The sequence below is a fragment of the Streptomyces sp. NPDC033270 genome, from assembly GCF_055576575.1.
This window is the reverse complement of the sequence record NZ_JBVIRA010000003.1, coordinates 182884-205288: the sequence shown is the minus strand read 5'-3', so window position 1 is coordinate 205288 and position 22405 is coordinate 182884. Positions and strand designations below refer to the sequence as shown.

The 22405-nt window shown below is 72.8% G+C and carries 20 protein-coding genes; 7 read left to right on the top strand and 13 right to left on the bottom strand.

Going from position 1 to position 22405, the window contains the following annotated elements; all coding sequences use genetic code 11:
- Positions 1 to 83: 83 nt before the first annotated feature.
- The 3 genes from ACZ5XZ_RS07080 to ACZ5XZ_RS07070 all read right to left on the bottom strand — a co-directional run bounded on the left by ACZ5XZ_RS07080 (position 84) and on the right by ACZ5XZ_RS07070 (position 4443).
- Positions 84 to 1496, bottom strand: coding sequence for a phytoene desaturase family protein (locus tag ACZ5XZ_RS07080; protein ID WP_468975069.1), 1413 nt, complete (start codon positions 1494 to 1496; stop codon positions 84 to 86).
- 49 nt (positions 1497 to 1545) lie between these two features.
- On the bottom strand, positions 1546 to 2379 hold the full coding sequence (locus ACZ5XZ_RS07075) for an inositol monophosphatase family protein (RefSeq protein ID WP_468975314.1): 834 nt from the start codon (positions 2377 to 2379) through the stop codon (positions 1546 to 1548).
- A gap of 201 nt (positions 2380 to 2580) precedes the next feature.
- A complete protein-coding gene (locus ACZ5XZ_RS07070; protein ID WP_468975068.1) occupies positions 2581 to 4443 on the bottom strand; it encodes a gamma-glutamyltransferase family protein in 1863 nt (620 codons plus the stop codon).
- Positions 4444 to 4620: 177 nt separating this feature from the next.
- Here ACZ5XZ_RS07070 and ACZ5XZ_RS07065 point away from each other — a divergent pair, with 177 nt between their 5' ends.
- Entirely contained in the window at positions 4621 to 5394 is a 774-nt protein-coding gene (locus ACZ5XZ_RS07065; protein ID WP_468975067.1) for an SIR2 family NAD-dependent protein deacylase, read from the top strand.
- A 137-nt stretch (positions 5395 to 5531) separates the two neighbouring features.
- Here ACZ5XZ_RS07065 and lpdA read toward each other — a convergent pair whose 3' ends face one another.
- The 9 genes from lpdA to ACZ5XZ_RS07020 form a co-directional block, all read right to left on the bottom strand.
- Entirely contained in the window at positions 5532 to 6935 is a 1404-nt protein-coding gene (gene lpdA, locus ACZ5XZ_RS07060) for a dihydrolipoyl dehydrogenase (protein WP_468975066.1), read from the bottom strand.
- A gap of 58 nt (positions 6936 to 6993) precedes the next feature.
- Positions 6994 to 8226 (bottom strand): MFS transporter, encoded by a 1233-nt coding sequence (locus tag ACZ5XZ_RS07055; protein ID WP_468975065.1) that lies wholly within the window; start codon positions 8224 to 8226, stop codon positions 6994 to 6996.
- Between the two features lie 42 nt (positions 8227 to 8268).
- On the bottom strand, positions 8269 to 9549 hold the full coding sequence (locus ACZ5XZ_RS07050; RefSeq protein ID WP_468975064.1) for an MFS transporter: 1281 nt from the start codon (positions 9547 to 9549) through the stop codon (positions 8269 to 8271).
- A 4-nt stretch (positions 9550 to 9553) separates the two neighbouring features.
- Positions 9554 to 10396 (bottom strand): hypothetical protein, encoded by an 843-nt coding sequence (locus ACZ5XZ_RS07045; protein WP_468975063.1) that lies wholly within the window; start codon positions 10394 to 10396, stop codon positions 9554 to 9556.
- On the bottom strand, positions 10393 to 10644 hold the full coding sequence (locus ACZ5XZ_RS07040; RefSeq protein ID WP_384436271.1) for an acyl carrier protein: 252 nt from the start codon (positions 10642 to 10644) through the stop codon (positions 10393 to 10395). The genes ACZ5XZ_RS07045 and ACZ5XZ_RS07040 overlap by 4 nt, the downstream gene beginning before the upstream one ends.
- Before the next feature lie 77 nt (positions 10645 to 10721).
- Complete coding sequence (locus tag ACZ5XZ_RS07035) at positions 10722 to 11993, bottom strand: type III PLP-dependent enzyme (protein ID WP_468975062.1); 1272 nt, start codon at positions 11991 to 11993, stop codon at positions 10722 to 10724.
- A 3-nt stretch (positions 11994 to 11996) separates the two neighbouring features.
- Positions 11997 to 12950: a 3-oxoacyl-ACP synthase III family protein gene (locus ACZ5XZ_RS07030; RefSeq protein ID WP_468975061.1), complete on the bottom strand. Its 954-nt coding sequence runs from the start codon at positions 12948 to 12950 to the stop codon at positions 11997 to 11999.
- A gap of 14 nt (positions 12951 to 12964) precedes the next feature.
- Positions 12965 to 13963, bottom strand: a complete 999-nt coding sequence (locus ACZ5XZ_RS07025; RefSeq protein ID WP_468975060.1) for an NAD-dependent epimerase/dehydratase family protein — start codon at positions 13961 to 13963, stop codon at positions 12965 to 12967.
- 45 nt (positions 13964 to 14008) lie between these two features.
- The gene (locus tag ACZ5XZ_RS07020; RefSeq protein WP_468975059.1) at positions 14009 to 15211 is read right to left on the bottom strand and encodes a macrolide family glycosyltransferase; all 1203 of its coding nucleotides are present in this window, start codon (positions 15209 to 15211) and stop codon (positions 14009 to 14011) included.
- Positions 15212 to 15830: 619 nt separating this feature from the next.
- Here ACZ5XZ_RS07020 and ACZ5XZ_RS07015 point away from each other — a divergent pair.
- The 6 genes from ACZ5XZ_RS07015 to ACZ5XZ_RS06990 all read left to right on the top strand — a co-directional run bounded on the left by ACZ5XZ_RS07015 (position 15831) and on the right by ACZ5XZ_RS06990 (position 21343).
- A complete protein-coding gene (locus ACZ5XZ_RS07015) occupies positions 15831 to 16706 on the top strand; it encodes an alpha/beta fold hydrolase (RefSeq protein WP_468975058.1) in 876 nt (291 codons plus the stop codon).
- Positions 16703 to 17950 (top strand): NAD(P)/FAD-dependent oxidoreductase, encoded by a 1248-nt coding sequence (locus ACZ5XZ_RS07010; protein WP_468975057.1) that lies wholly within the window; start codon positions 16703 to 16705, stop codon positions 17948 to 17950. Before ACZ5XZ_RS07015 ends, ACZ5XZ_RS07010 begins: the two co-directional genes overlap by 4 nt.
- A gap of 34 nt (positions 17951 to 17984) precedes the next feature.
- The gene (locus ACZ5XZ_RS07005; RefSeq protein ID WP_384436251.1) at positions 17985 to 18257 is read left to right on the top strand and encodes an acyl carrier protein; all 273 of its coding nucleotides are present in this window, start codon (positions 17985 to 17987) and stop codon (positions 18255 to 18257) included.
- The gene (locus ACZ5XZ_RS07000; protein WP_468975056.1) at positions 18254 to 19486 is read left to right on the top strand and encodes a beta-ketoacyl-[acyl-carrier-protein] synthase family protein; all 1233 of its coding nucleotides are present in this window, start codon (positions 18254 to 18256) and stop codon (positions 19484 to 19486) included. The genes ACZ5XZ_RS07005 and ACZ5XZ_RS07000 overlap by 4 nt, the downstream gene beginning before the upstream one ends.
- Positions 19483 to 20658 carry a beta-ketoacyl synthase N-terminal-like domain-containing protein gene (locus tag ACZ5XZ_RS06995; RefSeq protein WP_468975055.1) on the top strand — a complete coding sequence of 392 codons (1176 nt, stop codon included), beginning with the start codon at positions 19483 to 19485 and terminating at the stop codon, positions 20656 to 20658. The genes ACZ5XZ_RS07000 and ACZ5XZ_RS06995 overlap by 4 nt, the downstream gene beginning before the upstream one ends.
- A gap of 85 nt (positions 20659 to 20743) precedes the next feature.
- Positions 20744 to 21343, top strand: coding sequence for an RNA polymerase sigma factor (locus tag ACZ5XZ_RS06990; protein WP_468975054.1), 600 nt, complete (start codon positions 20744 to 20746; stop codon positions 21341 to 21343).
- A 303-nt stretch (positions 21344 to 21646) separates the two neighbouring features.
- On the opposite strand, the gene fabG is transcribed toward ACZ5XZ_RS06990, so the two are convergent.
- Positions 21647 to 22387: a 3-oxoacyl-[acyl-carrier-protein] reductase gene (fabG, locus tag ACZ5XZ_RS06985; protein WP_468975053.1), complete on the bottom strand. Its 741-nt coding sequence runs from the start codon at positions 22385 to 22387 to the stop codon at positions 21647 to 21649.
- Between the last annotated feature and the right edge of the window lie 18 nt (positions 22388 to 22405).

Here is a 22405-nt window from a genome sequence, read left to right as displayed (position 1 = left end):
CTGTCCGTGGACCCGGCCCTGACCCCTCGGACAGGCCCTGACGGCGGGCCGCGCGCAACCTGCGCCCCACGCGCTGCCGCACCCTAACGACGAGCCGCGCGCAACCGGCGCCACACGGTCTTGGCCGCGTAATGGCCCGACATCCCATGGACTCCCGGGCCGGGCGGGGTGGCCTGGGAGCAGAGGAAGACGGCGGGGTGGGCGGTTTCGTAGGGCACCCGGGTGAGCTTCGGGCGGATCAGCAGCCGCAGGCCGGCCGCGGAGCCGGTGGCGGTGTCGCCGCCGACGTAGTTGGCGTTGCGGGCGGCGAGTTGCGGCGGTCCGGCCACCGCGCGGGCCAGCACGAGGTCGCGGAAGCCGGGGGCGAAGCGCTCGATCTGCCGCTCGACGACCTCGGTCGCGTCACCCTCCCAGCCGTTGGGGACATGCCCGTACGCCCAGAAGACATGCTTGCCCTCGGGGGCGCGGGTGGGGTCGATCAGGCTGGGCTGAGCGGTGATCAGGAAGGGTACGGACGGGTCCTGGCCGCGGCTGGCGGCGTCCAGCGCGGCGGAGATCTCGCCGCTGGTGGGGCCGATGTGGACGGTGCCGGCGCGGTGGGCGGCCTTGGCCGTCCACGGCACCGGGCCGGAGAGCGCGTAGTCGATTTTGAAGACGCTGGGTCCGTAGGTGACGTCGCGGTAGGCGTTGCCCAGGCCGGCGATGCGGGCCAGCGCGGTCGGGGAGGTGTCGAAGACATACGCACGGGCCGGCGGCAGGTCGTCCAGGCGCTTGACCTCGAAGTCGGTGTGCACCGCTCCGCCGTGGGCGCGCAGCAGCCCGGCGAGCGCGTCGGAGATGGCCTGCGAGCCGCCGCGCGCCACCGGCCAGCCCTTGGCGTGCGCGGCGAGCGCGAACATCAGGGCGATGCCGGAGGTGCCGACGCCGCCGAGCGGGGCGATGGCGTGCGCCGCGAGGCCGGCCATCAGCCCGCGGGCCTTCTCGTCCTGGAAGCGGCGGTTGAGGAGGGTGACCGGCTGCGCCGCGAGCAGGCCGAAGCGGGCGTAGGTCAGCGGGTCGGAGGGCAGGCCGAGCCACTGGGTGCGCAGGAAGTCATGGGCCATGGCCTCCCACTTGCCGATGAACGGCGCGACGAGCCTGCGGTAGGTGCCGGCGTCGCGCGGGCCGAAGGACATCGCGGTCTCGCCGACGGAGTGGGCGAGCACGGCGGCGGTACCGTCCGGGAACGGATGCGCCATCGGGAGGTCCGGGTGCAGCCATTCGAGACCGTGGCGCTCCAGCGGCATCCTGGCGAAGGCGGGTGAGCCCACGCCGGTCGGATGCACGGCGGAGCAGGGGTCGTGGCGGAAACCGGGGAGGGTCAGCTCCTCGGTACGGGCGCCGCCGCCGATGGTGTCGCGGGCCTCGAAGACCTCAACGGACATGCCACGGCGGGCCAGTTCGACGGCCGCCGTCAGGCCGTTGGGTCCCGCCCCGATCACCACGGCATCGAGCATCCTCGGCACCTGCGCCACTCCCCTCGTGTCCGACCCTCGTCGGTGAGGATCAGTTGGCGGCCGCCAGCAGTCCGAGGATACGCCGCGCGGTTTCGGCGTCACGTGCCGCCGTGAAGGGCAGCGCATTGCCGCCCTCGATGCGGAACGGCTGCCCGGCGACCGTGCCGCTGGCGCCGCCCGCCTCATGGACCAGCAGCAGCCCGGCCGCGTGGTCCCAGGCGTTCTCCCAGCTGAAGGCCGTGGCGTCGAGCTCGCCGCGGGCTATGTGCAGATACTCCAGGCCCGCCGAACCGCACGGCCGCGGGGCGATGCCCCCGGTCTCCAGCGCGGCCAGCACCCGCTTCTGGTCGTCGTCGGTGAAGTCGAAGTGGGAGGTGGCGACATCGAGGACCGCGTCCGGGGACGGGCTGCCGGCACGCAGCGGTACGCCGTTGAGCCGGGCGCCGGCGCCGCGGCGGGCGATGGCCATCAGACCGAGCGCGGGGGCGTAGGTCCAAGAGGCCAGCACCTCGCCGCGGTGGGCGAGCGCGACGAGCGTGGCGAAGCCGGGGTCGCCGTGCACGAACTGGCGGGTGCCGTCGACGGGGTCGACTATCCAGACGGGGTCGTCGCCGCGCAGCGCCTCGAGCACGGCCGGGTCGGCGTGCACCGCCTCCTCCCCGACCACCCGGGAGCCGGGCAGCAGGGTCGTGAGGGCGATGGTGAGGTGCTCCTCGGCAAGCCGGTCGGCGATCGTGACGAGGTCGTGCGGCCCGTTCTTCTCGACGATGTCCTCGGCGGCGAGCCGGCGGAAGCGCGGCATGATCTCGTCGGCCGCGGCGCGGCGGACGGCGGCCTCGACGGCGGCCAGGTTCAACCCGGTCAGGTCCGGCGAGAAGGGCATCGCGGCGGCATCGGTGATGTTCGTGGTCTCTCCCGAAACTTCGGTACGAAGTGCTTCGATCATGTGTCCATGGAAACATGAGCCACTGACACGGCAGCTGGATCGCAGGTGAACTCCCGGTGTTGCGGAGGGCACGGCGAGGGTGCGCGGGCGGCGGACGGGCGGCCGGTGGCGCGACCGCGGTTCCCGCGCCGCACCGCCTCAGCGCCCGACCGCGTACCCCTGCATCCCCCGGGGATTGGCCGCCGCGGACAGCACCCCGCTCTCCGGGTCGCGTGCCACCGCGCACACCCGACCCTCGGACCAGGCGTCACCCACCGTGACCAGATGGCCACGCCGTCGCAGTCCGGCGATGACCTCGTCGCCGATCCGGGACTCCACCGTCACGCTCCCCGGCCACATCCCGCGCGGGAAGAACGAGCCGGGGAAGGAGTCCTGGTGCCAGTTCGGCGCGTCGATGGCGCCCTGGAGGTCGAGCCCGCCGCGGACCCGGCCGCGCAGCGCCACGGCCAGGAAGAAGTGCACCTGCCACTGGTCCTGCTGATCACCGCCCGGCGTGCCGAAGGCCATCACCGGGGCCCCGTCGCGCAGCGCGAGGGACGGCGAGAGGGTGGTGCGGGGCCGCCGGCCCGGGGTGAGGGAGTTGGGCAGGCCCTCCTCCAGCCAGGTCATCTGCAGCCGGGTGCCGAGCGGAAAGCCGAGGGCCGGGACCACGGGGCTGGACTGCAGCCAGCCGCCGGAGGGGGTGGCGGAGACCAGGTTGCCCCAGCGGTCGACGACGTCGAGATGGCAGGTGTCGCCCCGGGTGGCACCGCTGCGGTCGACCTCGGGCGCCGTCTGTGCGGGGGCGCCCACCGGCCGGCCCGCGCGGGCGACGGTGGGCTCGCCCGCGCCGCTCGCGGCGCCGGCCCGCGCGTCGCCCCCGGCCGCGCCGGCCGCGCCGGCCGCGACCGCCGCCGCGTGTGCGCCCAGCCGCGGAGCGCGCCCGTCGGGGCTGCCGGGGCGCAGCTCGAACGAGGCGTGCTCGCCGATCAGCGTCCGCCGCGCGGCGTTGTACCCGTCGCTCAGCAGGGCGTCGAGCGGCACCTGCGCGGCGTCCCCGTACCAGGCCTCCCGGTCCGCCATCGCCAGCTTGCCGCCCTCGATGAGCAGATGCACGTACGCGGGGCTGCCGTACGGGGGCAACTCGTCTGGCAGCAGGGCGAGTTGCTGCAGGAATGCGGGGCCTTGGGACCAGCCGCCCGCCTTGGCGACGGTCCATCCGTTCCACTCGTAGGTGGCGGGCGCCTCGTAGGTGGCGGAGTAGGCGGCCAGGTCGTCTCCGGTGAGCGTGCCGGCGTGCCGTTCACCGGAGGTGTCCATGGCCGGGCGGGCCGCGAACGCGGCGAGCGCCGCACCGATGAAGCCCTCGCGCCAGATGCGGCGGGCGGCGTCGATCTGCGCCTCCCGGCCGGCCGCGGCGGCCTCGGCCTCCGTGGTCAGTCGGCGCCAGGTGGCCGCCAGCGGCCGGTTCCTGAGCAGCCCGCCCGGGGCGACGGAGGTGCCGCCCGGGAGGTAGAGCTCGGCGGAGGACGTCCACTCCGTCTCGAAGAGCTCCCGCACCGTCTCGACGGTCTCGCCGATCTGCTCGACGGCGGGGTGGCCGTGCTCGGCGTATCCGATGGCGTACCGGAGCACCTCGGCGAGGGTCTTGGTGCCGTGATCGCGCAGCAGCAGCATCCAGGCGTCGAAGGCCCCGGGGACCGCGGCGGCGAGCGGCCCCGTACCGGGCACCAGGTCGAGTCCGAGCGAGGTGTAGTGCGCCACGCTCGCCCCGGCCGGCGCCGGTCCCTGGCCGCACAGCACCTGTACCGGACCGTCCGCGGGGGCCAGGATGATCGGCACCTCGCCGGCGGGCCCGTTCAGATGCGGCTCCACCACGTGCAGGACGAACCCGGCCGCCACGGCCGCGTCAAAGGCGTTGCCGCCGTCCTCCAGCACGGCCATCGCGGACTGGGACGCCAGCCAGTGCGTGGTGGCGGCCATCCCGAAGGTGCCTTGCAGGGTGGGGCGGGTGGTGAACACGGCGGCTCCTGTTTCGAGTGGTGGCACCTGAGGCCCCGGTGGCGCGTGGGGTGGCCCGACGGTCCGCGGATGGCTACACCTCCCCTGATCCTTCGCTGCCCATTCCCCCGCGCGCGGCCGCCCATCGGCAAGATATTTGACGGGACGGCGAGGCGGCGGGCTGCGTACGCTCGCTGCATGACCGGCACCGATGCGTCGCACGACCACCACGTCCCGGCGTCCCGCCGCCCCCTCGTCGCGATCCTGAGCGGCGCCGGGATCTCCACGGACTCCGGCATTCCGGACTACCGCGGGCCGAACGGGCTGTGGCGGCGCGACCCGGAGGCCGAGAAGCTGGTCACCTACGACGCGTATATGAACGACCCGGAGATCCGGCGGCGGTCGTGGCGGATGCGGCAGGAGAGCCCGGCTTTCCGGGCGAGGCCGAACGCCGCGCATGAGGCGGTGGTCCGCCTGGAGCGGTCCGGGACGCCGGTGCGGGTGATCACGCAGAACGTCGACGGGCTGCATCAGCGCGCGGGTATGCCCGAGCGCAAGGTGCTCGAACTGCACGGCACCGTGCGGGCGGTCGTCTGCACCCGCTGCCACGCCCGGTCGTCGATGAGCCGGGCACTGGCGCGGGTGGCCGCCGGCGAGCCCGATCCGCCGTGCCTGGTGTGCGGCGGGATCCTGAAGTCGGCGACGGTGATGTTCGGCGAGCGGCTCGATCCGCAGGTGCTCGGCACGGCACTGGGCGTGGCCAAGGCCGCCGAGTTCTTCCTCGCGGTCGGCACCACACTCCAGGTGCAGCCGGCCGCCTCGCTCGCCGGGGTGGCCGCCGAGCACGGCGCGCGGCTGATCATCGTCAATGCCGAACCGACGCCGTACGACGAGCTGGCCGCCGAGGTGATCCGCGAGCCGATCGGCAGCGCGCTGCCCCGGCTGCTGGCGGGGCTGGCGGAGCGCGCCTGAGGCACGGCCGGCGGCGCGGCGGAGGCCGGGGCGGGCGGCGCTCCCGCCCGCCCCGGCGCCCCGCCGTAATGCCGTCGCCGGCCGCCCGGTCCCCGCCGGCCCATGATCCACCGGACCGACGCCGGGGCCGACCCGCCCTAGAAGTTGATCATGTGTCCGGCCAGGCCGTGCACCGCTTCCTTGACCGCTTCGGACAGCGTGGGGTGGGCGTGGACGTTGCGGGCGACCTCGTGCACGGTGAGGTCCCACTGCTGGGCCAGGGTCAACTCCGGCAGCAGCTCGGTGACGTCGGGGCCCACCATGTGCGCGCCGAGGAGTTCGCCGTGCTCGGCGTCGCTGAGGATCTTCACAAAGCCCGTGGTGTCGCCCAGCCCATGGGCCTTTCCGTTGGCGGCGAAGGGGAACTTCGCCACCTGCACGTCGAAGCCCTTCTCCCGGGCCTGCGCCTCCGTCCAGCCGAAGCTGGCGATCTGCGGCTGGCAGTAGGTGGCGCGGGGAATCATGGGGAAGTCCAGTTCCATGGTCTCCGCACCGGCGATGGTCTCCGCCGCCACCACCCCCATCGCCTCCGCCGCGTGCGCGAGCATGAGCTTGGCGGTGACGTCGCCGATGGCGTAGATGCCCGGTACGGAGGTGCGGCACCGTTCGTCCACCGCGACGGCGCCGCCGTCGGCGAGCCGGACGCCGGTGTTCTCCAGGCCGTAGCCCGTGACGTTCGGCTGGAAGCCGATGGCCACCAGCACCTTGCCGGCCTCCAGGGTCTGCTGTGCGCCGTCCTTCGTGCGGACGTGCACCTGGACCCGGGGCCCGGAGTCGTCGATGGATTCGACGCGGGTGGCGGCCATGACCCCGATGCCGAGCCTGCGGTACTGGCGGGCCAGTTCCGCCGAGACCTCCTCGTCCTCCAGGGGGGCGATACGGTCGAGGAACTCCACGAGGGTGACCCGCACGCCGTAGTTGTGCAGAACGTAGGCGAATTCGACGCCGATCGCACCGGCGCCGACGATCACGATGCTCTCCGGCAGTGTCCCGTCGAGGATCTGCTCCTGGTAGGAGACCACCCGTTCGGTGCGGCCGGTGCCGGGCAGCATGCGCGGGGTGGCGCCGGTGGCGATGATGCAGTGGTCGAAGCCGACGGTGCTGGTGGTCCCGTCGGCATGGGCCACCTGGAGGCTGGTGGCGTCCACGAAGGTGCCGCGGCCGTCGTATTCGGTGATCTTGTTCTTCTTCATGAGGTAGTGCACGCCCTTGACGCGGCCGTCGGCCACCCGGCGGCTGCGCCGGAAGGCCTCGCCGTAGTCGAAGCGCACCTCGCCGTCGACCTTGATACCGAACGTGCCGGCCTCGTGGGTGAAGATGTGGGCCAACTCGGCGTTGCGCAGCAGGGCCTTGGTGGGGATGCACCCGACGTTGAGGCAGACGCCTCCCCAGTACTTCTCCTCGACGACGGCGACGCGCAGTCCCAGCTGGGCCGCCCGGATGGCCGCGACATAGCCCCCGGGACCGGCGCCCAGCACGACGACGTCATAGTGGTCAACCATCGACAACTCCTTGTTTCCCGCCCCGGCCGGGGCGCCGGAGTGCTGACCTGAGGGCCTCTCAGGCATTCTGGCTCCTCGCCGCCTTGTCCCCATGGATCGACCACGACAGGATCAGGACGGACACGGCTCCCACCGCGCCGGCGGCGGCGAGCACCGCGACCGGCCCGAGGCCGGCCAGGACCAGTCCGCCCAGCCCGCCGCTGAGCGAGATGCCCAGGAACAGGCAGCTGCTGTTGAGCGCCACCACCTCGTTGCCGGCGTCGCCCGCGAGCGACAGCAGCCGGGTCTGCAGGGGCGGGTTGAGCGCGCCGCCGAAGATGCCCCAGCCGGCCAGCAGCAGGGCCACCGCGACGACGGAGACGCCGCCCGGCCAGACCCAGCCGAGGACCGCGAGCAGCAGGGTCGAGGAGACCTGGAGGGACAGGGCGAGCACGATGGTGCGGCCGGCTCCCCAGGAGTCGGCGGCGCGCCCGCCGATCAGGGCGCCGCAGGCGCTGGCGATGCCCATGAGGGAGACCAGGAAGGCCAGTTGGCCGGGGCCGGAGCGGCCGAGGTCGTCGGCGATGACCGCGATGTAGCTGAAGGTCATGAAGTTGCCGGTGGCGCCGACGACGGTGCCCACCAGGCCCAGCAGCACCGGGCGGTGTCCCAGCGGGGCCAGCCGGCGGCGCAGCGGGATGGCCGGAACGCCGGGCAGCGCGGGCAGGAAGGCCGCGACTCCGGCGATCACCACCAGCGCCAGGGCGCCCACGAAGATCATTGTGGCGCGCCAGCCGAAGGCGCCGGCGATCGCCGTACCGACCGGGACGCCGACGACCAGGGCCACGGACTGCCCGAAGGTGACGGAGCCCAGATAGCGGCCCACGGCCCCCTTGGGCGCCAGTGCGGCGGCGGTGGAGAACGCCGCGGGCATGATCGACGCACCGGCCAGGGCGGTGAGGATCCGGAAGACCACCAGCACGCCGTAGGTGGGGGCGAGGGCGGCTCCCACGTTAGCCGCCGCGAAGACCACCAGCGCGGTGATCAGCACCCGCCGCCGTGGGTAGCGCGCGGTCCGCAGGGCCACGAAGGGCGCCGATAACGCGTAGGTGAGCGAGAAGACGGTGATCAGCTGCCCCGCCACGGCCTCCGAGACGGAAAGGCCCTGGGCGATGTCCTTCAGCACACCGGCGATGACGAAGTTGTCGGTACCGGCGGTGAAGGACGCCACGCACAGGCACACCAGCCACAGGGGGAAGCGCCTCGCGTCGGTGGGTGCCCCTTGCGCCGTGGTGGGGGGAGAGGTTGTCACGTGTACTCCTTGGGATCAGGTGCGACCCGCGCGGCGGACCTTTCACCGGACCGCCCGCACGGGCTGAAGTGCTGCCGCTCCCGCCACCGCGCACAGGGCGGCGAGCAGGAACAGCAGGGCATAGTTCTCGCCGCCGCCGACGGCCAGGACGGCGGGCGCGAGCGTGGGGGCCAGGGACTGCGGCAGCGCGGTGGCGATGTTGAAGACGCCGAGGTCCCGGCCGGCCGTCGCGCGGCTCGGCAGGACGTCGGTGACCAGCGCGAGGTCGACGGAGAGGTAGGTTCCGAAGCCGATGCCGGTGATGGCCATGCCCAGGAGGAACAGCGCGAAGGAGTCGGCCAGTGAGATCACCAGCAGACCGAGCCCGTAGAGCACCGCCGCCCCGACCACGAAGGGCTTGCGCCGCTTGTGCCGGTCGGAGAGCCAGCCGCTGAGCTGGCTGCTGACCACGGTGACGGCGGTCTGGGTGAGCAGGGCCCAGAACACCAGCCGCGGCACCTGCGCGGCGGGGTATCCCAGATGGTCGGAGAGGTAGAACGTCTTGTAGGCGCTGAGCACGGACGTCCCCATGAACATCAGGCAGCGGCTCAGCCAGGCCCACCCGAAGTCGGGGTGACGCCGGGGGCTCACCCAGTAGCTCCGCGCCAGTTCCCGCACGCCGAAGGGCGGGCGCTCGGTGAGGCGGCGGTCGCGCAGTACGGCGACCAGGGCGAGCACCGTCAGCGCGCCCACCCCGGCCGGCACCATGAACATCAGCACCACCGACGAGGAGACGGCCTGCGCCAGGAAGCTGCCGACCACCAGGGCGACCGACAGGCACAGTCCCAGGACGCCGGAGACGGCGCCCCGCCGGTGTTCGGGTATCTGGTCGGGCAGTACGGCGATCAGCGCCGCGAGCACCGCGTTGAACCCGAGTTGGGTCAGGCACCAGCCGGCCACCAGGGTGGCGACGTCCTGGGTCGTCGCGCAGACGAGCAGGCCCGCCAGCCCGCCGGCGAGCCCACCCACCAGCCAGGGCCGGCGCATCCCGAACCGCGAGGTGGTCCGGTCGCTCAGCCTGCCGAACAGCGGATTGCCCAGGATCGCCAGCACGGACCCGATCCCCAGGGCCAGCGAGAGCACCGCCTGTTTGTCGTGCGGCGCGATCTGCTGGGCCTTGACCGCGAGGGTGACGGTCACGGGCGTCACCAGCGCGATGTACACGCCGCAGTAGGCCGCGGCGAAGAGCCCGACGAGCAGGGGGCCGGCCGTGCGCTCCGGGAGGCGGGCGTCCGCGGCGGGCGGGGTCTGCGGCGGTGCGCTCGCGGCTTCCCCAGCGGTCACTGCCTCAACCCCCCGATGCATCGGGATCACCGTATAGGACGGCCATGCACCCCTGATCCGTGGTGAGTTCGAGATCACACAGCGCGATGCGGCGGTAACGGGCCTGCCAGTCAAGCCAGTTGTCGGCGAGCGCCACCCAGACGCCGGTGGCGTGGGTGCCGGGGGCCGCCTCGTGGCGGTTCCGCCCTCGTAGGGCCGGGCCGAGGCGGTGGGCCGCCGAGGTGCCCAGCACCACCAGCGTTCCCTGGGGGTCCTGGTCGACCAGGGCGTTGAGCCGGGCCGCAAGTTCCTCGCGGGTCACCTCCAGACGGACGTCCTTGGCGTCCCGCAGCCCCAGGCGCCCCTCGCCGCCGAAGGCCAGCAGGGCGCCGGAGTCCACGAGGGGGCGCTCGCCGTGTACGGCGGGGTCGCGCACCGGAAGCGTGGTCTGCTCCAGTACCAGCAGGACGGGCCGCCGGGTGCGCCCGCTGCGCCAGAAGCCGGACAGGATGCGCAGCGCGGTGAAGGGCGCGGCCGGCCCCTGCTCGGAGACGGCGAAACCGTGGGAGTCGTCGCCGAAGAGCAGACCCGCGTAGGAGGCGGTCACCCCGTACGGCTGGGAGTCGGGCAGCGCGTGTGCGACGACGACGAGGTCCGCCGAGCGCCCGCGCAGCGACGGGTGGCCGGCCAGCAGGTCGGTCAGGTGCCGGTGGGTGTTCTGCGGTCCGGCGGCGAACCGGTCCAGGTCGGCGGTCTGGTCGAACGCGGCGTACAGATCGCGGTAGAACGCCTGGCTGTGCGGGTTCTCCTCGTGCTGCCGGGCCGGCGGGTCGAGGACGGCCGCGGCTCCTTCCAGGCCGGGCATCATGTGGTCTGCACCCTTTCCAGGTAGTCGATGAAGGTCGCCACGGACACGAAGTCGTCCATGTCGATCTCCTCGGGGTCGACGGTGAAGCCGACCTCCTCCTCAAGGGCCATCAGCAACTCCAGGATCGACGTGGAGTCCAGGTGGAGGTCGTCGAAGAACCTCGTCTCCTCCGACACTCCGGGCACGTCACGCTCCAGGACGCCGCTGAGGGCGGACTGAATGGTGCCGACCATCTGCTGGCGGTCCATCACATCTCCTGCGTTCTCGGTGGTGGGCGGGGTTTCTCGGCCGGCCGGGCGGCTCGGGCCGGCCCGGCGGGCCGGGGTCACACGGGGATGAGCCGTTGCCGGCTCAGCAGGTCCTCCACCGTGTCGCGGACCCGCACCAGATGGGCGCGGCCGGCACGGACCATGACCTCGGCGGGGAATCCGTGGCTGAGGAACAGCCCGGGGGAGGCGGTGGGGCCGTAGGCCCCGGACCGCTCGACCCCGATCAGGTCGCCGGGTTCGAGCGGGGGAAGGAGGACGTTCTTGCCGAGCACGTCGTTCGGTGTGCACAGCGGACCGGTGACCGTGTAGGGCCGCTCGCCGCTCCCGGCGGGCCGGGTCAGCGCGCGCATGGGGAAGTTGCGTTTGACGAAGCTGCCCACTCCGACGGCGGCCATGTGGTGGTGGGTGCCGCCGTCGGTGACGGCGAAGCGGGTGCCCATCGACTCCTTGACGTCCAGGACCCGGCTGACGTACGTGCCGCAGCGCGCGGTGAGGTAGCGGCCCAGTTCGCAGATCACCCGGGAGCCGGGGTGTGCCTGGAGGAAGCCGCCGATGACGTCGTCGGCGCCGGCTGCGAGGGCCGGCAGGTCCAGGTCCGTCTCGTTGTCGAAGTAGGCCACCCCGAACCCGCCGCCGATGTCGACGATCTCGCAGGGCAGGTCCAGTTCGGCGGCGAGTTCCGCCGCCAGCCGCAGGATCTCGCGGGTGTTGTGGACGATGTCCTCGTGCCGCAGGAAGCGGGTTCCCATGTAGGCGTGGAAGCCGCGTATCCGCAGGTGCCGCAGGTCGCCCAGCAGGTGCCGCTGCTCTCGCAGCTGCGCTGTGTCCATGCCGAACTGGCGGGGCTTGCCGCCCATCGACAGCCCCGACCCCTTGGTGGTGAAGTCCGGGTTGAGGCGCAGCAGCACCGGCACGTCGGTGCGGCCCGCGTCCCGTGCCGCCCGCTCCAGCCGCTGCAGTTCCGCCGGCGACTCGCAGACGACGGCACGCAGATCGGTGCGTACACAGGCCTCGATCTCGCGCGGGGTCTTGCCGGGCCCCAGGAAGATCACGTCCTGCGGCGCGATGCCGGCCCACAGCGCGGTCCTGAGTTCCGCCAGCGAGGAGACCTCGGCGCCGGAGCCCAGCGCGCCGAGCACGGCGCACACGCTGACGTTCGGGTTGGCCTTGAGGGAGAAGAACAGCTCCACGCCGGGGTGGAGCAGTCGGCGGACCTGAAGATAGTCGCGTTCGAGGACGTCGGCGTCGTAGAGGAAGAAGGGGGTGCCGAACTCCTCGGCCAGGTCCGTGACGGCGATGCCCTGCACCGTCGCTGGTGTGTCCGGCATCCGTCAGCTCCCCCGGTGGGTGAAGACCATGGCGGCGAAGGTGGTGCCGACACCGACGGAGGCCATGAGGTAGTGGCGGCCGGGCACCAGGCGCCCTTCTGCCTTGAGGGTGGTGTAGTTCAGCAGTACGTCGGAGGCGAAGCAGTGGCTGAACCGGGGGATGTTGTCGAGGTAGGTCCGCTCCCGGGGGAAGCCCATCGCCTTGATCGTCTGGCGCCACGACATCATGTTGACGTTGTGCGGGATCAGCAGGTCGATGTCGTCGAGCGTCAGGCCCGCGTCGGCGACGGCCTTGCGCATCACGTCCGCGAACCGGTCGGGGTAGATCTGCCCCAGCTCGGCGGCCTTCTCCTTGCCGAGGCGGACACCGTTGGCGTACGCGCCCAGGGTCCGTGTCACATACGAGCGCACGGGGTCGCCGGGGCCGTCGACGGCCACCAGGCAGGCCGCCGCGGCCTCCCCCATCAGCGCGGTGTCCGGGACGAGTTGCACCCCGGGGGTGAAGGACTTCTCGCCGGTGACCACCAGGGCCCTGGCGTCCGGGTCGCCGTCCGACCGGAGCAGCTCTCCGGCGATGTCGATGGCGGCCATGCCGGTCGCGCAGTTCTGCTGGGTGACGGCGAAGGCGACGGCGTGGTCCAGCCCGAGTTCCTTGCGCAGGACCCGCGCGGGGCAGATGCCGTGCGGGGCGATCTGCTGGGTGGCGTGGCCGAAGAGCAGGTACGTCACCCGTTCCTTCGACGGCAGGGCGTCGAGGACCCGGCGGGCCGCGGGCAGCACCAGCTGGAAGAGGTCGGCCGCGGGGTCCTGGCGCAGCTCCTTGAGCCCCTGCATGGTGGTGAACAGGCGCACCTTCGACGGGTTGAGCCCGAGAGGTTCCGCCAGGTCCTGCACCGTCACCGTGCGCTGCGGTGTGTGCGCGGCGATGTCTTCCAGTGTGACGAGGGAGTGCGTCATGTGGGGTGTCCTCGTCAGTTGGCCCAGAACGGGAAGGCGTGGTCGAGGAGGAAGTCCGGGCCGCTGCGGTCGGCGCGTACCTGGGCCTCGAAGGGCGCCCACCACGCGCGGTGGTCGCGGTACCAGTCCGTGGTCAGGCCCACCCCGTCCCACAGGTCCGTGGTGGGCTTCCACCCGGTGGCCTCGGTCAGGTGGGCGGAGGTGGCCACCAGGGAGCTGCCGCGGCCGTCGGCCTGGGGCACGTCCCGGGTCACGAACGCGCCACGGCCGGCGGTGCCGATCACCGCCTCCGCCGCCTCCTCCAGCGGGGTGTGGCGGCCCGCGGCGAGGTTGAACGTCTCGCCCCAGGGCCCGTTCTCGGCGAGGTCGAGCAGCACGCCCACGGCGTCCTGGACGGCGAGGAAGTCCCGCAGGCGGCCGGTGACGGCCTCCGACTCGATGCCGAGCAGCGCCTGGGCGGTGATACGGGGGATGATCCGGTCCGGGGCCTGCCACGGTCCGTAGAGGTTGGTGAGCCGCACGGTCGTCGACACGGTGTCGTAGACGTGCTGGTAGGACTCGGTGAGGCTCTCGCAGGCGATCTTCGAGGCGGCGTAGGGGGACAGGGGCCGCAGTGCGCTGGACTCGGTCAGCAGGTCGCCGTCGTTGCCTCCGTACACCTCGATGGAGGAGGCGAAGAGCAGCGGGACCCGGCGCAGCCGGGCCGCTTCCAGGACGGCGGACATGATGCCGATGTTGTTGGTGAAGGTGCGCTCCGGGTGGTGGAGCGAGAAGTCCACCTGCGGCAGGGCCGCGAGGCTGATCATGACGTCGCAGTCGGGTATCCGGGCGCCCGGCCGCGACAGGTCCAGGAAGTGGCAGTCGGCGCGCTCCAGGAGGCCGGAGGCGTCCAGGCGCCCCAGGCGGTCGCTGACGTCGACGAGAGTGAGGCGGTGTCCGCGCTGTTCGGCGGCGAGTGCGAGGTTCGTGCCGACGAATCCCGCGGCACCGATGATCGCGATGTTGAGTGTCACGTCTTCCCCGTTCATCAGGAGAGGGCCAGGTGTGGCCGGGCGAGGTCAGGTCTGCGGGTGCTGCGGCCCTCGGCGCAGGCGCCGCTCGACGAGGTCGGCCGCGGCCGGCGCGCCGCCGGAGGCGCGGATCTCCTCGCGCATCCGGTGCAGCCGGGTGGTGAGCCCGGGGCGGGCGAGCAACTCCTCCAGTGCCGTACGGGCGGTGCCCCCGGTCAGCTCGTCCTCGTGCAGGCGCCTGGCGACGCCGAGTTCGACGAGCCGGTCGGAGATGAAGAACTGGTCGGCGCCCTGCGGGAGGGTGAGCATCGGCACCCCGTGGCTGAGCGCTTCGACGGTGCCGCCCATCCCGGCGTGGGTGACGAAGGCGTCGGTGTGCGCCAGGACGTCGAGCTGGGGCAGCCACTCGTGGACTTCCACGTTGTCCGGGATCGGGCCGAGCGCCTCGGCGGCGACGAACTTGCCGGTCTGGAGCACGACATGCCAGTCGGAGCCGGCGAACGCGGCCACCAGCCGCCGGTAGATGTCCGGCCGGTTGGTGAACGTCGAGCCGAGGGAGACGAGCACGGTGCGCCGGGCGGCGGGCGGGGTCCAGGCCGCGGTGTCGCCGCGCGGTCCGAAGCACGGTCCGACGAAGGAGAAGCGGGAGGCGTCGACCTTGTCGGCGTGCGGTTGCAGGGTCCGGGTGATCGAGGCGATGCCGTGCTCGGGAACGAGCCCGAAGTCCGCCACCGTCATGTCGACGCCGTTGCCGGCCAGCCACCGGGAGAAGCGGTCCCGCAGGCGGTGGGCGGCGGGGTCGTCGAGCAGGCCGCGGTAGACCGCCGCGATGCCGTTGTCCTTACCCTGGTAGGGGGCGGCGAACGGCCAGAAGTTGAGGGTGGGGACGTCCCAGCGCAGGCCGAGGACGCGTGCGCCGTAGGCGAAGACGTCGTAGACGATCGCGTCCGGGCGGTCGGTGTCGAAGGCCCCGGCGAGCTGGGGCAGCGCGGACTCGGCCTCGTCCAGCATGGCGGAGACGATCGCGGTGAAACCGGTCAGCGACTTCGTCGCGTCGTCGTCGGCGCGCCAGGCCGAGCGGTAGGGGACCGGGTGGGCCCCCGTCGCCTCGACCAGGGGGGCGAACCGCTCCGGCACCGCGTAGCTCACCCGGTGGCCCCGGGAGACGAGTTCACGGGCGACGGGCAGCGTCGGGAGCACATGGCCGTGCAATCCGATATTCGTGAAGGCGATGTGCGACTTCGAAGTCAATTGCGGGCTCCTCGCGAACTCGTCGTTACTGCGCGGTAGGTCGTCGTGAATCGTGGAGAACAGTGGATGCCACGGCCTTCCTTTGGCGCCCAGAGCGCTTCGCGGGAAAATCCGTGAGGGAAGAGCCTGCGTCCCTACAGTGCATTCACAAGCACCTTTGGATACACCCCGAGGGCCGATTCTTTTCGGCAGTCCGGGCGCCGGGGCCGGTGGTACCGGGCGGCCCGGCGCCGCCTGCGGCGTCTCTCGATCCGCCGGAAAACCCGCTGGGCCACCGGATGGCAGCAACCTGAACTATGGGTTTCGTCACCTTGACAGTGCCGCGCCGCCTTGTGAAGCTGCATTCGCCTCGGGGGATTCATTCTGCGAACTCACGGACGCGTTTTCAGCTATCCACCTGCGCTCGCTTCCCCCGCGGCGCGGGGCCTCGGTTATTCGGGTCGACCGCATACGGGGAAAGGGTTTTGTGGGGGATTATGTATTCCAGATGCAGAATGCTTTGCCAAATTCCTGTGGAAAGCGCGCGGCAGGCTGCGCGTAGTCCGTTGCGCCGTGCCGCGGCAGCCGCCTCGAAGAGAACCGGCGGTGCGTCCCCCCGGGCCGCGCTCCGCTCGTCGTGATGCACCGCGCGGTGACCGCCGCCCGCTGGCGGCAGGAGCGCACCGTTCACGCCGACGGCACGGAACTGGCGGTGTGGGGGCGGCGGGAGGACACCGGGGCCGGGACGGCGCCGGCGCCCCATGTGGTGCTCGTCCACGGTTTCGAGGAGCGCTGGGACGGCTGGAAACCGCTGCTGGAGCACCTGCCGCGGACGGTAGAGGCGTCCGCGCTCTCGCTGCCCTGGCGGGCCGGCGCCGCGCACACCTGGCCGCGCCACGGGGACGCCGCCACCTGGCTGTTGCGCGCGTTCGACGCCCTGGACCGGCCCCCGGACCTGGTCGTCGCGCACTCCTTCGGCGCCTGCGCCCTGCTCCAGCTGCTCGCCCGCCACCCCGACCACCCGTGCGGCGCCGTCCCGGCCGCCTTGGTGGCGCCCGTGTGGCGGGTCGGCGATCCGTCGCTGACCCCCGAGTTCTTCGCCGAGGCCAGGACCCGGTTCCGGCACACCATCACCGAGGGCCTGCGGGTCCAACTCCACACCCGGGGCCGCACGGTGAACGACGAGCTGCTGCGCATCATGGCCGGCAAGGTGCTGGAGCGCGTCGAGCCGGAGGGCTTCCTGCAGTTCTATCTGGAGCTGGCCCGGCTGCCCGACCTGCCCGTGGAGAAGATCGTGGCGCCCCTGCTCGTGATCAGCGGGCTGGGTGACACCGCCGCGCCGGGCGGCGACCTCGAAGTGCTGCGCGGCCGCGCCCGCGACGTCACCGTCCACCGGGCCCCGGACCTCGGCCACTTCTGCCAGACCCAGCAGCCGGCCCAGGTGGCCGAACAGCTCACCGACTTCCTTCCGATGCTCCGACTTCCCCACTCAGCCGAGGAGATGAGGACAGCGTGACCTCCCCACAGGTAAGGGAATACGACGTAGCCATCAGCGGTGCCAGCATCGCGGGGTGCACCGCCGCGGTCCTCCTGGCCCGGGCCGGCGCGCGGGTGGCCCTGCTCGAACGGCGCTCCTCGCCCGAGGCGCACAAGGTCCTGTGCACGCACTACCTCCAGCCGTGCGCCTACCAGGTGCTCGACGACCTGGGCCTCTCCCCCCTGCTGCGCGAGGCCGGCGCCCTCGCCAACCAGCCGCGCTGGTACACCCGTTGGGGCTGGATCGAGCCGCGCCCCGGCCGGGACGGCGTACCGCTGGCGCACGGCTACAACGTGCGGCGCAGCACGCTCGACCCGCTGCTGCGCTCCTACGCCGCCGACCGGCCCGGGGTCGACCTCCTCTCGGGGCACACCGTCACCGCGCTGCTGCGCGACGGATCCCGCGCCGCGGGTGTGCGCACCAGCTCCGCCGAGGGCGAGCAGGAGATCCGGGCGCGCCTGGTGGTGGGAGCCGACGGGAAGGACTCCACCGTCGCCAAGCTCGCCGGGGTACGCGAACGCGCGCACAAGAACAACCGGTTCAGCTACTTCGCGCACTTCCGCGGCGTGCGGATGGCGCGTGAGGAGTCGCACTGCTGGTTCCTCGACCCGGACGTCGCCTATGCGATGCCGAACGACGACGGGATCACCGTCATCGCCATCATCCCCGACAAGAAGCGGCTGCCCGCCTTCCGGGCGGACCTCGAAGGCAGCTTCCTCGACTTCGTCGGCCGGCTGCCCGAGGCCCCCGACCTGAGTGCCGCCGAACGCGTCTCGAAGATCGTCGGCACCACCAACTACCCGCTGGTCAGCCGACAGGTGACCGCGCCGGGTGTCGCCCTGATCGGCGACGCGGCCCTGACCGGCGACCCGCTGTGGGGGGTCGGCTGCGGATGGGCGCTCGAGTCGGCGCAGTGGCTCGCCACCTCCGCCCGCGCGGCCGCCGTCTCGGGCAGCCGCGAGGCCATGGACCTGGCGCTCGACACCTACCGCCGGCGCCACCGGCGACAGCTGCGCGGCCACCAGTTCCTCGCCGCCGACTACGCCAAGGCCCGCCCCTTCAACCCCTTCGAGCGGCTGATGTTCTCCGCCGCCGCCCGGGACGCGTCGATGGCTCGCCATATGCACCTGTTCGCGTCCCGGCTGATCGGCCCGGCGCGCTTCCTCAGTCCCACCGCCCTCGGCCGGGCCGCCGCCGTGAACCTGCGGCACCGCAGCGCGTGAACCCGCCGAATCCCCCGAACCCCGAGGAGCAACCATGACCCCGTCCCACCCGGCCGTGACCGAAGAGCAGGCCCGGCAGCTGCGTGAGATCGTCATCGACGTCCTGGAGCTGGAGCCCGAGGAGCTGACGGAGACCAGCCACTTCGTCAACGACCACGAGGCCGACTCCCTGCTGGCCATCGAGATCCTCGCGCGCATCGAACAGGACCTCGACGTCGAGATCCCGCAGGACCAGCTCCCGGAGATGGTCAACCTCACCGGTGTGCGGGACGTCTTCGCCCGCAACCAAAGGGGTGCGGGCCGGTGACCCGGACCGCGACCCGGCCGGGCCGGCGCGTGGTGATCACCGGGCTGGGGGCCGTGAGCAGTGCCGGTATCGGCGCCGACGACTTCACCGCGACCATCCGGGCCGGCCGGTGCACCACCGGCCCGATCACCGGCTTCGACGCCGGCGGCTTCCCCCACCGCAACGCCGGCGAGGTCACCGGCTTCCGGCCGCGGGAGTGGCTGTCGCGGGTCGATCCCGAGCGGTGGGGCCGCAGCAGCCAGTTCGCCGCCTCCGCGGCCCGGCTGGCGGCGCGCGACGCGGGCCTGGGTCCCCAGGACCTGGCCCGCGCCCGGGCGGGCTCGGTCATGGGCACCACCAGCGGCGAGTCGGCCGCCGTCGAGCAGCTGGTCGCCGAGTGGCGCGGCGACGGGCTGAAGTCCCTGACCCCGGCCGTGGTCCAGTCGGTGCCGGCGGGCCGGATCGCCGCCGCCGTCAACACCGAACTCGGTCTGGAGGGCGAGGCGTTGACCCTCGCCACCGCCTGCTCGGCCAGCAACTACGCGCTCGGCTACGCCTGCGACATGGTCGCGCAGGGCGAGGCCGACTACATGTTCGCCGGCGGCGCGGACTCGGTGAACCGCTGGGCGCACGCCGGGTTCTACCGGCTCGGTGCCCTCGCCGAGGAGGTCTGTCGCCCCTTTGACGCCGAACGGGCCGGCATCCTCACCGCCGAGGGCGGCGTCGCCCTGCTGGTGGAGCCGTACGAACGGGCGGTCGCACGGGGTGCCCGGATCTACGCCGAAGTCCTCGGCTACGGCCTCAACTGCGACGCCGACCACATGGTGCACCCCAACGCCGCCACCATCGCCCGCTGCATCCGCCAGGCCCACCACAACGCCGGTGTCACCCCCGGGCAGATCGACTACATCTGCGCCCACGGCACCGGCACCCGCACCAACGACGCCACCGAAGTCGCCGCGGTGCGCGAGGTGTTCGGGTCCGGCATGCCGCCGATCAGCTCGATCAAGTCGATGATCGGCCACACCATGGGGGCGGCCAGCGGCTTCGGGGCGCTGATCTGCTGCCGGGCCCTGTACGACGGCTTTCTGCCGCCGACGGCCAACGTCGGACGAGTGGACCCGGAGCTGGGTCCCGGCGTCGACCCGGTGCCGGGCACGGCGCGCCGGGCCGCGCCTCAGGTGGTCCAGAACCACGGTTTCGCCTTCGGCGGCAACAACGCCATCGTCATCCTGGGGAAGGCAGCATGAGCACCGACACCGCCCGACTCCCGCTGTCCACCGACGACCTCGCACCGGCACCGACCACGCTGGCCGTGACCTCCGCCGCGGCCCTGTCACCGGCCGGAGTCGGCAGCGCCGCGCTGACCGCCGTCCTCGCCGGGACCCACAGCGCCGGCGCCGCGACCGCCGAGGACCTGCCGGACCTCGGCGGGGAGTCCCTGCCGCCGCGACCCGTGCGGGCCGTCCCCCCGCTGGCGTTCGACGAGCTGCTCGGCCGCAAGGGCCTGCGCAACCTGGACCGTACGACCCGGCTGGCCCTGGTGGCGTGCGACATGGCGCTCGCGTCGTACCCCGGGACGGTCAGCCCGGGTGCGGGCGTGGTGATGGCTACCGCGAGCGGCTCGGTGCGCAGCTCCGGCGAGTACTCCCTGCGGACCCTCCAGGCCGACCGCCCCTACCTGGTCAACCCCAGCCTCTTCCCCAACACCGTGATGAACTGCGCCGCCGGCCAGGTCGCCATCCGCAACGGACTGCACGGCGTGAACGCCACCGTCGCCGGCGGGGCGCTCGCCGGCATCCAGGCGGTGCGCTACGCGCGCAACGCCATCCGGCAGGGGCAGGCCGAATGCCTCCTGGTGGCCGGCGCGGAGGAGCTCAGCGCGCAGAGCGGCTGGGGCTGGCAGCGCTCCGGCGCGCTGCGGCCGGACTTCCCGCTGGGGGAGGGCGCCGCCGCCCTGGTCGTCGAGCCGGAGGAGCGGGCCCGCGCCGCGGGCCGGCCGGTCCTCGCCCGGGTGCTCGCCGCCGAAGTGGGCTTCGCGCCCCGCGGGCGCCGCACCGCGGCCCTGGCCGGGTGCATCGGCAGGGCGCTGGAGCGCAGCGGCGTCGCGCCGGCCGACGTACGGACCGTGGCCCCGGGGGCGACGGGACAGGTCGGCGCCGACCGCCTCGAACTGCGCGCCCTGCGCCAGGCACTGGGGACCTCCGGCCTCCCGTCGGCCGTGGACGTCCGGCGGGCGGTGGGCGAGACCTTCAGCGCGACGGTCCCCCTCCAGCTCGCCGCGCTGGTGGAGACCTGGCGGCAGCGGGGCGCCCGGTCCGGCGAGGCGGCGCTGATCACTGCGCTGGGCCACGACGGCTCGGTCGGCTGCCTCGTGGTGCGCGGTCCCGCGGCCGCCGCGGTCCGCGCCGATCCCAGGTGAGACGACGTCCCGACGAAGCACGGCACTTCGGGCGGCGGCTTTCGCTCCCCACAGCGATCCACCACCTCTTGTGAAAGGACATTCCATGTCACCGTCGCTGACGGAGCGGTCCGATGCCACCACCCTCGCCACCGCCGACCTCATCGAGGCCTGCCGCGCGGGGAGTCAGGCGGCCTGGGGGGCGCTGGTGCGACGCTTCTCGCCCCTGGTGTGGGCGGTCGCCCGCTCGCACCGGGTGAGCAGAACGGACTGCGAAGAGGTCTTCCAGCAGACCTGGCTGCGCGCCTACCAGGGGCTGCACACCCTGCAGTCGCCCGAGCGCTTCGCCGCCTGGCTCACCACCTGCGCCAAGCGCGAGAGCCTCAAGCAGCGTGAACGCGCGCTGCGTTACGTACCGGTGGGCGGGCCGGAGGTCTTCGACCGGCCCACCGCCCCGGACTCCGGCCCGGAGAACGCGGTGCTGTCCAGCGAGCGCAGAGACGAGGTCCTCGACGCCCTCGGCCGGCTCTCGGCCCGGGACCAGGCGCTGCTGGGCATGCTCAGCGCCGACGAGGAGTGCAGCTACGACGAGGTGAGCCGCCGGCTGGGGGTGGCGCGCGGGTCGGTCGGCCCACTGCGGGCGCGGGCGCTGCAGCGGCTGACCAAGCAACTGGCCGCCGCCTCCGCGGAGTCCGCCACGCGGTGAACCGGCCCCGCCTCGGGCGCGGGGCCGCCGAGAGCCGTCAGCCGGCTACCGGGCCGCGCCTTCGGCCCCCCACCGCGGTGTGCGCGCAGGGGGCCGAAGGCGCGGCCCGCCCTCGTGGTGCCGGGGCGACGGGCGCAGGTGCCCGTCGAGGACCCGGCGCCGGCTACCGGCCGGATATCGGCCAGCTCGCGACGCACTCGACCAGGTACTGAGGCACCTCGTCCGCCGGCTCGCACGCTTCGTCTTCGCATCCGTCGGCGTCCGTGTCATCGGACTCCTCCGGCGTGCCCGGATCCGGTGCCCTCACAAACTTATGCCGCCGTCGATCTGCAGGACCTGCCCCGTGATGTAGGCGGCCCGGTCCGAGACCAGAAACGCGGTCAGGTCGGCGACCTCCTCGGTCGTTCCGAATCGCGCCATAGGAATGCCGGCCAGTGCGCGCTCTTTCGTCTGCTCGGTGAGTTCGTCCGTCATATCGCTCTCGATGAATCCGGGCGCCACGGCATTGACCCGGACGCCGTAGCGGGCCAGTTCCTTGGCGAGTGAACGGCTGAGGGCGTTGACGCCGCCTTTCGACGCCGCGTAATTGGCCTGCCCGGCGTGGCCGTGCACACCGGACACCGACGACATGTTGACGATCGCTCCCGTGCGGCGCCGCACCATCTGGAATCCCACCGCCCGGCAGAAATGGAAAGTGCCGGTCAGGTTCGTGTCGATGACCTCGGTCCAGTCCTCGAACGGCATCATCACCAGATTCCGGTCCCGGACGACGCCGGCCGAGTTCACCAGCACGTCGATCGGGCCCAGCTCCCGCCCGACCCGCTTCACAAAGCGCCCGACCTCGTCACCGTCCGCCACGTCGCACGCCTGGTAGAAGTGGGCGGCGCCGTGTGCGGTCAGCAACTCCGCGGTCCTGCCGGCGGATTCGCCGCGCCCGCAGAAGGCGATGTCGTACCCGTCCGCGGCGAGCCGGCGGGCAACGGCCCGGCCGATGCCGCGCGTACCACCGGTGACCAGGGCGACGGGGCGCCGGTTGTCCGGCATGGTTCCCTCCTCAGCACA

Bases quoted from the DNA above. Each gene is read 5' to 3' on its own strand.
- ACZ5XZ_RS07080 (WP_468975069.1), bottom strand. From the start codon at position 1,496: ATGCTCGATGCCGTGGTGATCGGGGCGGGACCCAACGGCCTGACGGCG.
- ACZ5XZ_RS07075 (WP_468975314.1), bottom strand. From the start codon at position 2,379: ATGCCCTTCTCGCCGGACCTGACCGGGTTGAACCTGGCCGCCGTCGAG.
- ACZ5XZ_RS07065 (WP_468975067.1), top strand. From the start codon at position 4,621: ATGACCGGCACCGATGCGTCGCACGACCACCACGTCCCGGCGTCCCGC.
- lpdA (WP_468975066.1), bottom strand. From the start codon at position 6,935: ATGGTTGACCACTATGACGTCGTCGTGCTGGGCGCCGGTCCCGGGGGC.
- ACZ5XZ_RS07045 (WP_468975063.1), bottom strand. From the start codon at position 10,396: ATGATGCCCGGCCTGGAAGGAGCCGCGGCCGTCCTCGACCCGCCGGCC.
- ACZ5XZ_RS07040 (WP_384436271.1), bottom strand. From the start codon at position 10,644: ATGGACCGCCAGCAGATGGTCGGCACCATTCAGTCCGCCCTCAGCGGC.
- ACZ5XZ_RS07035 (WP_468975062.1), bottom strand. From the start codon at position 11,993: ATGCCGGACACACCAGCGACGGTGCAGGGCATCGCCGTCACGGACCTG.
- ACZ5XZ_RS07030 (WP_468975061.1), bottom strand. From the start codon at position 12,950: ATGACGCACTCCCTCGTCACACTGGAAGACATCGCCGCGCACACACCG.
- ACZ5XZ_RS07015 (WP_468975058.1), top strand. From the start codon at position 15,831: ATGCACCGCGCGGTGACCGCCGCCCGCTGGCGGCAGGAGCGCACCGTT.
- ACZ5XZ_RS07005 (WP_384436251.1), top strand. From the start codon at position 17,985: ATGACCCCGTCCCACCCGGCCGTGACCGAAGAGCAGGCCCGGCAGCTG.
- ACZ5XZ_RS06995 (WP_468975055.1), top strand. From the start codon at position 19,483: ATGAGCACCGACACCGCCCGACTCCCGCTGTCCACCGACGACCTCGCA.
- ACZ5XZ_RS06990 (WP_468975054.1), top strand. From the start codon at position 20,744: ATGTCACCGTCGCTGACGGAGCGGTCCGATGCCACCACCCTCGCCACC.
- fabG (WP_468975053.1), bottom strand. From the start codon at position 22,387: ATGCCGGACAACCGGCGCCCCGTCGCCCTGGTCACCGGTGGTACGCGC.